The organism is uncultured Clostridium sp. (assembly GCF_947039605.1).
GTDB lineage: Bacteria > Bacillota > Clostridia > Clostridiales > Clostridiaceae > Sarcina.
In genome coordinates this window covers 1-12784 of record NZ_CAMQZG010000010.1, presented here as the reverse complement: position 1 = coordinate 12784, position 12784 = coordinate 1, and the positions used below count along the sequence as shown (strand labels likewise).

Annotated in this window: 14 protein-coding genes; 6 read left to right on the top strand and 8 right to left on the bottom strand. The window is 27.7% G+C overall.

All coding sequences use genetic code 11. The annotated features are described in order from the left end of the window. Positions 1-22: 22 nt before the first annotated feature. On the bottom strand, positions 23-490 hold the full coding sequence (greA, locus tag Q0V24_RS05210; protein ID WP_297519276.1) for a transcription elongation factor GreA: 468 nt from the start codon (positions 488-490) through the stop codon (positions 23-25). Between the two features lie 139 nt (positions 491-629). Between greA and crtI the strand changes: the two genes are divergently transcribed. After that, positions 630-2117 (top strand): NAD(P)/FAD-dependent oxidoreductase, encoded by a 1488-nt coding sequence (gene crtI, locus Q0V24_RS05205; RefSeq protein WP_297519274.1) that lies wholly within the window; start codon positions 630-632, stop codon positions 2115-2117. Positions 2118-2174: 57 nt separating this feature from the next. Here the strand turns inward: crtI and Q0V24_RS05200 are convergent, their stop codons facing one another. Further along, positions 2175-2816 (bottom strand): undecaprenyl diphosphate synthase family protein, encoded by a 642-nt coding sequence (locus Q0V24_RS05200; RefSeq protein ID WP_297519272.1) that lies wholly within the window; start codon positions 2814-2816, stop codon positions 2175-2177. Between the two features lie 238 nt (positions 2817-3054). Between Q0V24_RS05200 and Q0V24_RS05195 the strand changes: the two genes are divergently transcribed. Both Q0V24_RS05195 and Q0V24_RS05190 read left to right on the top strand, forming a co-directional pair. Continuing rightward, positions 3055-3249 (top strand): hypothetical protein, encoded by a 195-nt coding sequence (locus tag Q0V24_RS05195; protein ID WP_297519270.1) that lies wholly within the window; start codon positions 3055-3057, stop codon positions 3247-3249. 186 nt (positions 3250-3435) lie between these two features. Further along, the gene (locus Q0V24_RS05190; RefSeq protein WP_297519268.1) at positions 3436-4032 is read left to right on the top strand and encodes an SDR family NAD(P)-dependent oxidoreductase; all 597 of its coding nucleotides are present in this window, start codon (positions 3436-3438) and stop codon (positions 4030-4032) included. Positions 4033-4078: 46 nt separating this feature from the next. Here the strand turns inward: Q0V24_RS05190 and Q0V24_RS05185 are convergent, their stop codons facing one another. The 4 genes from Q0V24_RS05185 to Q0V24_RS05170 are packed head-to-tail and all read right to left on the bottom strand — an operon-like array spanning position 4079 to position 7894. Then, positions 4079-5215, bottom strand: a complete 1137-nt coding sequence (locus tag Q0V24_RS05185) for a DHHW family protein (protein ID WP_297519266.1) — start codon at positions 5213-5215, stop codon at positions 4079-4081. A gap of 14 nt (positions 5216-5229) precedes the next feature. Then, positions 5230-6624 (bottom strand): MBOAT family O-acyltransferase, encoded by a 1395-nt coding sequence (locus Q0V24_RS05180; RefSeq protein WP_297519264.1) that lies wholly within the window; start codon positions 6622-6624, stop codon positions 5230-5232. Between the two features lie 18 nt (positions 6625-6642). Continuing rightward, the gene (locus tag Q0V24_RS05175; RefSeq protein WP_297519262.1) at positions 6643-7101 is read right to left on the bottom strand and encodes a DUF4358 domain-containing protein; all 459 of its coding nucleotides are present in this window, start codon (positions 7099-7101) and stop codon (positions 6643-6645) included. A 13-nt stretch (positions 7102-7114) separates the two neighbouring features. Further along, the gene (locus tag Q0V24_RS05170) at positions 7115-7894 is read right to left on the bottom strand and encodes a GDSL-type esterase/lipase family protein (RefSeq protein WP_297519260.1); all 780 of its coding nucleotides are present in this window, start codon (positions 7892-7894) and stop codon (positions 7115-7117) included. A gap of 299 nt (positions 7895-8193) precedes the next feature. On the opposite strand from Q0V24_RS05170, the gene Q0V24_RS05165 reads away from it, so the two are divergent. After that, on the top strand, positions 8194-10251 hold the full coding sequence (locus tag Q0V24_RS05165) for an SPFH domain-containing protein (RefSeq protein ID WP_297519258.1): 2058 nt from the start codon (positions 8194-8196) through the stop codon (positions 10249-10251). A gap of 49 nt (positions 10252-10300) precedes the next feature. Here Q0V24_RS05165 and Q0V24_RS05160 read toward each other — a convergent pair whose 3' ends face one another. Together Q0V24_RS05160 and Q0V24_RS05155 are read right to left on the bottom strand one after the other, a co-directional pair. Next, the gene (locus Q0V24_RS05160; protein WP_297519256.1) at positions 10301-10801 is read right to left on the bottom strand and encodes a QueT transporter family protein; all 501 of its coding nucleotides are present in this window, start codon (positions 10799-10801) and stop codon (positions 10301-10303) included. A 560-nt stretch (positions 10802-11361) separates the two neighbouring features. Then, positions 11362-11829 carry a PH domain-containing protein gene (locus Q0V24_RS05155; RefSeq protein ID WP_297519254.1) on the bottom strand — a complete coding sequence of 156 codons (468 nt, stop codon included), beginning with the start codon at positions 11827-11829 and terminating at the stop codon, positions 11362-11364. 247 nt (positions 11830-12076) lie between these two features. Between Q0V24_RS05155 and Q0V24_RS05150 the strand changes: the two genes are divergently transcribed. Together Q0V24_RS05150 and Q0V24_RS05145 are read left to right on the top strand one after the other, a co-directional pair. Continuing rightward, the gene (locus tag Q0V24_RS05150; RefSeq protein ID WP_297519252.1) at positions 12077-12343 is read left to right on the top strand and encodes a hypothetical protein; all 267 of its coding nucleotides are present in this window, start codon (positions 12077-12079) and stop codon (positions 12341-12343) included. A 23-nt stretch (positions 12344-12366) separates the two neighbouring features. Then, positions 12367-12672 carry a hypothetical protein gene (locus Q0V24_RS05145; protein WP_297519250.1) on the top strand — a complete coding sequence of 102 codons (306 nt, stop codon included), beginning with the start codon at positions 12367-12369 and terminating at the stop codon, positions 12670-12672. Positions 12673-12784: the final 112 nt, after the last annotated feature.

The following is a 12784-nucleotide window of genomic DNA, read 5'->3' as shown; positions in this document are numbered from 1 at the left end:
AGAAAAAAAGATACTAGAATTATTATTCTAGTATCTCTAAGATTTCGATAGTGTAATTGTCACCAGGGGCAACAACTTCAATAACATCACCAATTGATTTCCCAAGCAAAGCTTTTCCAAGTTCTGATTCTATGCTAATCATCATATTTTCAGGGTCTAAATCTAGTGTAGTTACAAGTGTTATGATTTCTTCTTCACCATCTTCAACAAATTTAACTTTAGCTTTAGTATTTATAGTAAGTTTTGATTTATCAAGCTCTGCAGTATCCACAACAGTAGCTGTTGAAATCATAGTCATAAGATATTGTATTCTATTATCATTCTCTCTATATTCAGCGCAAGCTTCCTTATATTCAGCATTTTCTGATCTATCTCCATGAGCAGCTGCTATTAATTTATCTTTAGCAATTTCAGCTCTTCTAACTGTTAATCTAAAATCAAGTTCTTCTTGAAGTTTTGTCATATTCTCAATAGTTAAAACATTATTCATATTAAACCTCCATAGTGTATTATCATAATATTATACAATATTATGATAGGATTTTGTACATTAAATATAAATTTTATATTTTTGATTAAAATGCAGATACTAGATTTAAGATAGAAAATTGGAAAGGGGATTAGATATAGTGAAAACTATTGTTGTAGGTGCTGGAATTGGTGGACTTTGTACAGCTATAAGGTTATTAAATAAAGGATTAAAAGTTCTTATAATTGAAAAGGAAGATACTATAGGTGGGAGAGTTAATATAAAAGAAAAAGATGGTTTTAAGTTTGATTTAACAGCTTCAGTTTTAATGAATGAAGCAAGTTATATAAATATTTTTGAAGAGTGTGGTAGAAACTATAGAGATTATATAGAGGTTATAAACCAAGAACATACATATAGAGTGAATTATAGTGATGGAAGTCAGTATGATTTTTATTCAAATAAGGAAAAGATGGATATAGTTCTAGAAAGGATGCAGGAGGGGTTATCATTTGAATACAATAAGTTTGTAGATGAAAGTTTTAGAAAGTATTTATTAGCAAAAAAATATTTTTTAGATAAACCAATGATTAGCATTTTTGAATTTTTAAGTTTTCAATCAATTTTTAAGTTTTTAGATATAAAACCGGTAGAGCATAGTTATAAGTTTATTAAAGACAGAGTTAGTTGTGAGAAACTTAGAGAATATCTGATTTTTAAAACTATGTATATAGGAACTAATCCATATGGTTCATCAAATATATATACTTTAATTCCAGCTATAACTCAAAAACAAGGTTTATTTTATATAAAGGGTGGAGTTTATGCTTATGTAAAAGCTTTAGAGAAACTTATATATGAACTAGGAGGTGAAATTAAAGTTAGAACAGAAGTTACAAAAATAGTTGTAGATAATAAGAGAATAGTTGGGGTTAATGTGGATGGGAAATTTGAACCTGCAGATATAGTTATTGGAAATTCTGATTATTCATATACATTAGAGAAACTTTTAGAAAAAGATATAAAAGAAGTAAAATATAAAAAGAACAATTTGAAAGATAAAGAATATTCATGTTCTACATTTATTCTATATTTAGGGTTAAATAAAAAGATAAATGAGCTAAAATTACATAATATATATCTAAGCAAGGATTTTAAATTAAGTATAGAAGGTCCATTTAAAGGATATATGGTGAAAGATGTAAGTTTATATTTATATTACCCAAGTGCAGTTGATGATAGTTTTTGTGAAATGGGTAAAAGTAGTCTTAATATAATGCTTAGAGTACCTAATTTAAGTTTTGAAAAAATAGAGTGGAATACTAAAAATATTAAAATAGTTAGAGATAATATAATAAATACTATAGCTACAAAAATAAGAGGGTTAGAAGAGATAGAAAAGAGTATAGAAATTGAAGAATATCTTATACCAAAAGATTTTGAAAGCAAGTTTAATTGCTATTATGGCAATGCATTTGGCTTAAGTCATAAACTTAGCCAAACTAACTATCTAAGAGGACATATGAAATCAAAAAATATTAAAGGTTTATATTTTATAGGTGCCTCAACTCATCCTGGAAACGGAATATCTGTAGTGATAGATGGTACAAAAGTTTTAGAAAATATTATATTAAAGGATTTGATGTAACAAGAAAAAGCTAAGTATAATTTACTTAGCTTTTTTACTGATTTGAATAATAGAGATTTAGCCACCAAGGGTTACATCTTGAATTTTATACCAATTTAATGCTTCATCAATATCAGATGATTTAAAATTAGGCCAAAGGCTTTCAACTACATAAAAATCAGAATAGACAGATTGAATAGGAAGGAAACCACTAAGTCTTCTTCTACCACCCCATCTTATAATAAGATCAATTCTTGAAATATCCTTTGATTGTATATTAGAAGATACATCTTTTGATGTTGTATTTGATTCTTTTAATAAATTTAAATCCCATTCCCATCCATAGTGAATTAAAAAATTTACTTTTATGCCACCAGTACCAAATTTTTTTCTAGTAGTAAATTCTAAAAGTTCTTTTGGAAATGCATGTGATTTAGTATTACCAAGAACTAAAATTTCACAGTTTTCTTTTGTCATAAGCATAACTGATTCTATACAGGCATTTGTAAAAGCAATTTTTTGTTCTGCTGGTCTTTTTGTATTATCAATTGTAAACCCATAAAAAGTTAATTCTTTGATTCCTTTTTTTTCGCAAGTTTTAAAAAGTTCAAGTCCAGGGTTTATACCGTGAGTATAGCCCATATCTTTTTTTAGTGAATTCTCTAAAGCCCAACGTCTGTTTCCATCGGGGATTACACCTATATGTTTTGGTATTCTCATAAAATTCCTCCATAAATTAAAGTATAACTAATAGTATTGCCATTATTGTTAAAAATTATTTAGGGAGGAATATATTATATTTTTTGTGTGTTTTAGTAACAGAGAATATTATTTTAATAAACCAAAAAATAGGTTAATTAAAAAATAAAGGTTATTTTTATTGGTATAGCCTTTAAATTTTGAAATATTATGGTATAATATGAATAAAAGATGAACCAGACGATGGAGGCTAAATAGCATGAATGATTACAAAGAGTTTATATTAACAATAACGGGTAAGGAAGGTAGAGACTTCACAATAGAGCCAGTAACAACACCAGATTCAAAGGTAGTTACTAAGGTTAGTGGATGTGCATTTTCTAACATACAACCAGGAGATACTGTAAAAGCATATTGGATAGGTAGCAGTTTATCAATAAAAGTAGGAAAATAATTGTAGATATAGAGTAAGAGCGAAGAGTAGCAATATTAATATTGTTGCTCTTTTTTAATTTTTAAAAAAATATATAGAAATGTTATTAGTAATTTAATGAATTGGATATACATAGTTTAGATGAGAGTTTCGAATATATAATTGAGAGAATATTTTTAAAATTATATGATAGGAGATGGTATATTTATGAGATTACAAAATAAAGTTGTGTTATTAACAGAAGTAAACTTTGAAAAAGGCTATGAATTAGCAAAATTAATATTAGAAAATGGAGCTAGACTAGCAGTCACAGTAAGAGATAAGGAAGAGGGGATAAAATTTATCACAAAACTTAAAAGAGAACTGGGTTTTGGAACTGATGTTGTATTTTTGAAGTGTGATATGATTGATACAGAAAGCATAAAAAATATGGCATATGAAGTTATTGATCATTTTGGAAGAGTTGATGTATTAATTAATTCTTTAGTTGGTTACATGAAAAATGAGAAAATAATTCTTACAAGAGAAAATGAAGATAAACTGAGTGAAACTATAAAATATATTTTAGAGCTTATGGTAGAACAAAATTATGGGAATATAATAAATTTAGTAAATATATCAGATAATGATATAAAGATGAATTTTGATTTAAGGGAATATATAGAGAATTTATCAAAGAGTCTATTAGTGAATAATATTAGGATAAATACGGTTATGAGTAGTATAGAAAAAAATAATAAAGAATCTATAATAATGCTTGCATCAGATGAAAGTAAAGCAATGAATAATAAATTTATAGGCTAAATAAAAAAGATAATCTCTAGGGGGAATATTCCCTAGAGATTGTCTTTTATTCATTTTTAAGAACTGGTTCGATTGATGTGTCAGAGAAAAATGTATTTGCATTATATAAAAATAATATATCATCATATTGATTTTCTTCCATCAATTTATAAAGGTCATCATAGTAATATCTAGGGTCTATAACTGTTATTTTACTATAATGTTCAGCCAAAAATGGAATAAAGCAATTAGCATATGAGTCTTTAAAAACAATAATACTGTCAGTTGTCCTAGCTGTTGTTTTAATAGTTATTTCAGGATGATTACCAGATAAGAATAAAGCGTACTTATCCTTACCTTCAAGTTTTGAAGTATCATATAAGGTTGGCATTTTATCTGTACTATTACTATATAAAACTTTTAAGTCTTTATTGTTATTTAAATAAACATCTATAGAATCAGTAGAATTACCTCTGAAACCACTTTTAGACGCAAGTGTACCGTTAAAATCAGTTGTAATAGTTTTCGCTATAAATGTAGATTCTACATTATCAAGTTGCATTTCTTTTTTTATAGTCTCATAAGCTTTGCTAGCTGCAAGGCTAGTCCAATGATGGTCTGTTTTATAATATAAATATTCATCACGACTATTATAAAGTGTATTATAAAGGTCTACTGAATTTATATTAGGATCTAGGTTATCATAAAATGATTTTATATAAGTATTTTGATTTTTCACAGGTGAAAAGCTTGGAAGTTTTTCATCAAAAATACTTATAGCAGTTGGTACTATTGCAAATGTTGTTTTTGAATCTTTATATTTTTTTGCAAAGTTATTTATAGAAGTAAGATTAGCTTTGATTTTTTCATCTGATATAGGTGAAAAATCTTCTATTAAATAACCATCATCTGCTAAATATACAGAGTTATTATTCTTTTTGCCAAGCATTAAATCAGAGCAAGATTTAATAGCCATAAAAAAATCACGCCCTATAAATTGGTCTGTTTTATATTTCTCATATTTTTTTGTATATCTGCCATCCACAAGTCTTTCAAAAGTGAATTTTGGACTTTTAGAAAGAACTCTATTCTCAGATTCAGAAAAGTCCTTTACAGGAGATAGAGTATTTAAAACAGTTACTCCACCAATTGCTGCTATAAATATAATAGTAAGAATTTTATAGTAAGAATTTTTATTTTGCACAGGCTACCTCCTCTCTAAAATCTAAAATATAAAAATGGATTATAAGTTTCTGTTACAAGATAAGCTATTCCAGTAAAAAGAATTGCAGCATTAATAAGCGTTGGAATTAATGTATTTTTTTCTTTAATTTTTGTAAATAGTTTAAATGGTATTGGTGTTGAGAATGCAACTAATAATATAAATATTACAAGGTAACTTAAAAGATAATAAACACCAGCATTATCTATTAGTGGGTTACCAGATAGTAAAAACATAGTTTTAAGATACTTTAGCCCAGCAGAAAGACTTTCTAGTCCAAAGAAAACCCAACCTACCATTACAAGAAGCATTGTATAAATTCTTGATAAAATAGGATTCATCTTCTCAAGGTATTCTTGAAGGAAAAGTTTTTCAAGGAGTAAAATAGCTCCATAGTAAAGCCCCCACACTACGAAATTCCAACTTGCACCATGCCAAAGTCCTGTGATTAGCCAGACTATAAAAAGATTTCTACATTGAAAAAGTAGTTTACACCTATTACCACCAAGAGGTATGTAGATATATTCTCTAAACCAAGTTCCAAGTGAAATATGCCATCTTCTCCAAAATTCAGTTATACTTTTTGAGGTATATGGATAATCAAAGTTTTCTATAAAATCAAATCCAAACATTTTACCAAGTCCAATTGCCATATCAGAATAGGCACTAAAGTCAAAGTAAATCTGGAATGTAAAAGCAATAATTCCAAGCCAAGCGGTTAATACTGAAAGTTCTGAAATATCCATTGCTGATATGGTTGTCCATAAAAAACCTATGTTGTTAGCAAGTAAGACTTTTTTACCAAGCCCGAGGATAAATCTCTCTACACCTTCGCCAAACATTTCAAATGATTCAGTTCTATCATCAAGCTGTTTATTAACATCTGAATATCTAACTATAGGCCCAGCAACAAGTTGTGGGAACATAGTTACATAAAGTGAAAAAGATACTATATTTTTTTGCACTTTAACTTTACCAAGATAAACATCGATTATATAAGAGAGTGTTTGGAAGGTATAAAATGATATACCTATTGGAAGTGGTAAGTTGGATTTTGTGATATCTAAGGAAAATAACATATTTATGTTATCAACCAAAAATCCATAATATTTAAAAAATCCAAGTATAAGAATATTAACTGCAACGGTAAAAATCAAAAGCCACATAGCTTTTTTTTCATAGATAATATTCCTTGCAATAAGTTTTCCCATAAAGAAATCAAATATAGTAGTAAAAAGCATCAAGAATATATATAATGGTTCACCCCAAGCATAAAAAATTAAACTCATAATTAAAAGTGCTAAATTTTTAAACTTCCTAGGTGATATATAATATAAACCTAAAGTAATTGGTAAGAAAGTAAATAGAAAAATTATACTACTAAAAACCATAAAGCATCTCCCACCTTTCTATTTAATACTTTCTTTAAAAAGATCATATAGTTTTTCATTATCAGGAGAAACACAATAAAATATGTAATTCCCTTTAGATTTTAAAATATACTCTTCTAGAAGAGCACATTGCTCTGGTCCATAAGAACCAAAGGTTGAAATTTGATTTTCAACCCTTGTATCTATGGAATCTTTAATAGCGTCGATATTATTTGTGTCCTTTAATTTGATTATTAAAATTTCATTTACACTCATTGTATAAGCTGGAGTATAAAGAAGATAATCAAGGACATCATCAGTATTTAGTCCAAAAAATCTTCTAAGTTCTTTAAATCCACCCTTAGAATAAGTTTGAGTGTCTATGTTAGAGTCAATTTTTTTTTCAATAACACTAAGGTCTATGTCTTTAGTAGACATACAAGAACACAAAAGCATTGAAAAGCAAATTGTAATAAAAATAAATAATTTCTTAAGCATTAAAAAAGCTCCTTTAAATATAGTTGTTTAATAAATCTAGCCATTTGTTGTAAAAAGAAGGTTTAAGGTGCATACCATCACCTTCAAACAGAGTGGTATTGTCTATTAGAATTTGATTAGAGTTTACATATTCTACATCAAGTTCATCACACATTGCTCTTAGTGCTGTATTATAGGTATCTATTTGTTTGTATACAGGTCTACCTATAGTAACCTTTTCTTCAACAGGTAAAATTGAATTAACGAAAACTTTGCTATCAGGAAGCAAAGCTTGGATTTCTTTTATCAGTGATGTGTAATCATCTATAAATCCATCTATGTTAGACTGATAAATTAAAATATCATTCATACCATATAGTGTAAATATATGTTTTGGACTAAGTGAAGAAAGTGTAGTGATATTATTTGCTTTAGCAGATACAAGATTCCCCCCTTTTACACCTATAACAGAAGTATTATCTAAAAAACCATATACAGTTAATCCTTCGGTCTGAGAATCACCCATTATTAGAGAACTAGAGAATATTTCTTTATAATTTTTTGGCTCTGTAGGATTTGTTGGTTCTTCTGGCTTTGGAGGATTTAGCTCTTCCTGAACTTGTTCTATATCATTATTAATATCTGTAATATTGGAATCTTCTAAATCTGTGAGTTCTTTGATATTCTGTATGACATCATTCCCATCATTACGAGTTAAATCTTTTTTTGAAGAAGTAAGTATAATATTAGTTAAAATGATTACTAGACATAGTGCTGAGGCTATAATTAAAAATATTTTATGGGATTTTTCCATAGTCAAAACTCCTTTGTACAATATTAAGAAGATATTTTTAAAAAAATTTACCTTAATAGTCTATTAAATTAACTAGCATTGTATGATATAGAAAAAAAATAAACTTTAGATAAACATAAAATATCAACCTAATGTACAAGTATATGATTTGAATTTGAAATAGTTCCTTTTTGTATAATAAATAAACAGTATAAAATACCCTTTAAAATAGTAATAAATTCTTAATTATCTTATAGGAAATAAATGGTAGTATAAGAATATAATTAAACTAACAAAACAAATTAAGGGGGATTCATGTTATGGGAGATACAAATAACATCATAATGATAGCTATTTATATAGTTGTGGGGCTAATCATATTTTACTTACTAGTATTCAAAATCTTAGGTCTTAGAGTTATAGGAACAAATGAAGTTGGAGTAGTTGAAAAATGGTGGTCACCAAAGGGAAATTTAAAAGATGGTAAGTTTATAGCTATGAATGGAGAAGCAGGTTTTCAACCAGATGTTCTTAGAACAGGAATACATTTAAAACCAGGTTTTCTTTATAAGGTTAATAAGTGTCCGCTTGTAACTATTCCACAAGGTCAAATTGGTTATGTATTTTCAAGGGATGGAGAATCACTTCCAGAAACTCAAACACTTGGACAAGTTGTAAAAGCTAGCAACTTCCAAGATACAAGAAGTTTTCTTGAAAATGGTGGACAAAAAGGTCCTCAAAGAGCAATTTTAAGAGAAGGAACTTATGCATTTAATTTAGGAATATTTATTATTCTAACTGAGGCTAATAATTACTTTATAAATATAGGAAATAAACTTGAAGTAGAGCAAATTAAAAAAATGGCAGATGATTTAAAAGTTAAGAGTGGATTTAGACCAGTTGTAATTAAAAATAGAACTGAAAATTCAGCAGGAAATATAATTGAAGATCCAATGGGGATTGTTACTATTCAAGATGGACCATCTCTTCCAAATGGGGAAATTATAGCACCAGTAGTTGGGGAGAATCCAAAAGATTTAGAAATGTATCATAATAATTTCCAAAACTCAGAAGCATTTTTAAGAGCTGGTGGATTCAGAGGAAAACAATATCAAGTTATTAGTGATGGTACTTATTTTATAAATAGACTTTTTGCTAGTATAGAGATAGTCCCAAAAACTATAGTTCCAGTTGGATTTGCAGGTGTTGTGACTTCTTTTGTAGGTACTAAAGGTGAAGATATGTCAGGAAGCTTATATACTCATGGTGAGCTTGTAGCAGAAGGATGCAAAGGAATATGGGTTACACCTTTAAAACCTGGTAAATATGCTTATAATATCTCTGCAGGGATACTTACACAAGTGCCAACTACAAATATTATTCTAAAATGGCTTAAAGCAGAAGTTGGTGGACATAAATACGATGAGAATTTAAAGGAAGTTACACTTATAACTTTAGATGCTTTTGAACCAACATTACCTTTATCAGTAGTGCTTCATATAGATTACAGAAAAGCACCTCTTGTAATTCAAAGATTTGGAGATATTAAAAAGCTTGTTGATCAAACTCTTGATCCGATGGTATCTTCTTATTTTAAAAATATTGGTCAAAAGATGACTTTAATAGAACTTATACAAAATCGTTCAGAAATTCAATTAAAAGCTACAAATGAGATGAAAGAAAAGTTTAATAATTATAATTTAGAACTTGAAGAGGTTCTAATAGGAACACCATCACCTAATGGAGATGCAAAAATAGAAGAGATATTAAAACAACTTAGTGATAGACAACTTGCAAAAGAAAAAATTGAAACTTATAACTCACAAATGAAAGCGAGTGAAAAAGAGAAAGAACTTAAAGAGTTCCAAGCAAAAGCAGCACAACAAGATGAACTTACTAAATCAGAGATTAATATTAAAATACAAGATAATGTTGGTAAAGCTGAACTTGAGAAAGCTAGACAAGATGCTCAAAGACAAAAAACTCTTGCAGATGCAGAATCATATAAAATTAAAAAACTTGGTGAAGCAGAAGCAGATATGGCAGCTAGAAAAGGTATATCACAGGCTATTGCAATAAGAGAACAGGTTAATGCCTATGGTGGACCACAGTATCAGGTAGTTCAAGATGTTATGAGTAAATTTACAGATGCTATTAAAGAAGGAAATATTGATATAGTACCTAAAAATGTAGTTACTATGGGAGGCAGCACTGAAAATGGTGGAGGAGTAAATGCTATGGAAAGTCTTTTAGCAGTTCTTTTATCAGAAAAAATGGGCGTGGATTTTAAAGAAGGTATAGAAGAGTCAGATATAGCAAAACAAATGAAAGAAGAAATTTATAATAAATTAAAAGAAGAGTGTGAAGTTTCAGAATAAAAAATAGGGAGTGAATTTACTAGATAAGTAGATTCACTCCCATTTTTATTTATATTATATCCATTTTTTTTAGTTTAACAAATACAAGTTTATAAACTATTATTCCAGCTATTGAAACGGCAACAAACTCACCAATTCCAACTTGAAGCATTGTTAATCCTAGTGGAAGTTCAAATAATAATTTAAGCATATATCCAATGATAAGACCATTAAATAGTACAGGCCAAAGTGATGCTACATATATAGCCCATTTTTTATGTCTAAACCATTTTCCAGTATAAGCTACAAATACAACACTTATAAATGTTGCAGGGACACCAAATATAATATTTGAAACTGCATCAGGCCCAAGACCATTTGCTATTAAACATCCTACTGTAAGACCCCATATATAGAAAGGATCTATAAAAGCAAGAAGTACCATTACTTCTGAAAGTCTGCATTGAATACTTCCATAGCTTATTGGTGCAAGCCATAAAGTTAAGGCAGCATAAATTGCTGCAACAAGTGCAGATACGATAAGTTTTCTAGTTTTATTATTTCTATTCATAATTCCCCCATTAGAGCCTATGCAATTTAGATTAAACTACTAAACAAATAGAGAAATTAAGATTTAAATCATGCCTAAAAAATCAATTACCTAAAATATATAGATAATCAATACAAAAGAATAATAAAAATTAAAAACTAAAATTGCCGTAGTTTTTTTTAGAGACAGGAGGCTCACAAACTGTCTTATATAACTTTAATAAGTTTATACCAATTTTACCCAAAGGTCAATGTTTGAATGAAAAAAGAATAAGATACTAGTGAAAATTAGGAAAAAACAAACTTTTAAAACGAATTATAAAAAATGTAAAAGGTTTTCATTTATCCTAGATTTTGAGAAAAAACATGTTATAGTTATATCATCGCTAATACATCAAACAAGTAACTAATGCCGATCAGCTACTTCTACCAAGGTAGCTGATTTTTTTATACAATAAATTAAAAAAAGTAAGTGAATTTTAAATAATAGATAAAAATAAACCCTATAAAAGTGGACCTAGTTTATATAGCTATCCACGCTTATAGGGTTTATTTTATTAAGTTACTTTAATGATATAACTTTTACTTTGCGTATGCACAATCATTTGTAGTTATTTTATTTACTTCATTAAGTATTTGCTTGTATTTTAAAGTTGTTTCTTCTTCGTTTTCTAAATTTATAAAGAATTTTCTTCTTTTAGTTTTTATAAAAATTGTAGTAGAAGAATTTTTAGTATAAACTCTACTTAATCCATAACCTTGAACCCCAAAATCCCCTACTTGTGTTTTAAATTCAGCTCCACAAAGTCTGAATGCAGTAGGTTTCTTATCAAGTAAATTAACTTCTAGTACATCAGAATATTTAAGATTAGTATTTCCAATCTTCATACCATTCTCATCAATATTAATTTTACTAGGTATTACATAAATACATCTAGCGATTATAAGAACAAAGAATATAGCGAGGAAGATAGTAGGTGAATTCCCTATAAGTGTACCTAAAACTATAGCAAGAGTAAGATAAAGAATAACATTCATAACATTTTTCATAATAACATCCCCTAATTTTTTTATTTTTAAATTCAATTTGTTTAACTCTATAAATTTATTATAAAAGCATTTACTTAATAGAAACTTAAAGAAATCTTAAGTCTTTCTTAATTTGAAATATATTTTAGAAAAGTATTTTTCAAATGAAAAATATAAATTGGAAAAAAATGTTAAAGGTGATAATATAAAGATAAGAAATGTAAAAAGAAAAAGTAAATTATAAATTTGAAAATTGGGTGGATATATTATGGTGGTAAAAGAGTATATAGAAAGATTAAAATATGAGGAAAATTATGAGGAAATTAAAAATTTTATAAAAAATTATAAAGTAGCTCAGGAGGAATTTTTACAAATAGATGCTTTTAGAAAAAGTGGTTGGTTAGAAGTAATTTGTTTTGGAAGTTTAATAATTATAGTAGGATTAATTACAGTTTTGAAATCAGTTAATATTATAATTAAAGGTTTATATATTATTCCATTTGTACTAATAAATCATCAATTGAGTTGTTTATAATATGTGGTTTTGTAATTTCAATAATGAGTCTACTTTTTTATAAAACAAGCAAATGGTTTATTATTAAGCGATATAGCAAAGAAAAAAAGAATAAAAGTAGTCAAATAAATAAAATAACTATATTTTCAGTAATAGGTGCAATGCTTGGAATAATATTTGTTAAAAGAAATGGTGGAGGAGTTTGGCTATTAGCAGGAACTATATTTTGTGTAATAGTAACTTTGAAAATTACATTTATCGCATATTGGGAGTATAGGATAATAGACTTTATGGAAAATGGAATACAGTTATATTTGAAGCCGAGTAAGCAACATAAAAAGAAAAAGTAAACTATAAATTTGAAATTTGGGTGGGATATGTTGAGATGGTAAAGAGTTATATTAAACATTTAACTTAATTTGAGAGAATTCTCCCACTTCAAGCTTTAGCTAAGTGGTGAGA

Coding starts and splice junctions, on each gene's coding strand:
- greA (WP_297519276.1), bottom strand. CDS start 490: ATGAATAATGTTTTAACTATTGAGAATATGACAAAACTTCAAGAAGAA.
- Q0V24_RS05200 (WP_297519272.1), bottom strand. CDS start 2,816: ATGAGAATACCAAAACATATAGGTGTAATCCCCGATGGAAACAGACGT.
- Q0V24_RS05195 (WP_297519270.1), top strand. CDS start 3,055: ATGAATGATTACAAAGAGTTTATATTAACAATAACGGGTAAGGAAGGT.
- Q0V24_RS05190 (WP_297519268.1), top strand. CDS start 3,436: ATGAGATTACAAAATAAAGTTGTGTTATTAACAGAAGTAAACTTTGAA.
- Q0V24_RS05180 (WP_297519264.1), bottom strand. CDS start 6,624: ATGGTTTTTAGTAGTATAATTTTTCTATTTACTTTCTTACCAATTACT.
- Q0V24_RS05175 (WP_297519262.1), bottom strand. CDS start 7,101: ATGCTTAAGAAATTATTTATTTTTATTACAATTTGCTTTTCAATGCTT.
- Q0V24_RS05170 (WP_297519260.1), bottom strand. CDS start 7,894: ATGGAAAAATCCCATAAAATATTTTTAATTATAGCCTCAGCACTATGT.
- Q0V24_RS05165 (WP_297519258.1), top strand. CDS start 8,194: ATGGGAGATACAAATAACATCATAATGATAGCTATTTATATAGTTGTG.
- Q0V24_RS05160 (WP_297519256.1), bottom strand. CDS start 10,801: ATGAATAGAAATAATAAAACTAGAAAACTTATCGTATCTGCACTTGTT.
- Q0V24_RS05155 (WP_297519254.1), bottom strand. CDS start 11,829: ATGAAAAATGTTATGAATGTTATTCTTTATCTTACTCTTGCTATAGTT.
- Q0V24_RS05150 (WP_297519252.1), top strand. CDS start 12,077: ATGGTGGTAAAAGAGTATATAGAAAGATTAAAATATGAGGAAAATTAT.
- Q0V24_RS05145 (WP_297519250.1), top strand. CDS start 12,367: ATGAGTCTACTTTTTTATAAAACAAGCAAATGGTTTATTATTAAGCGA.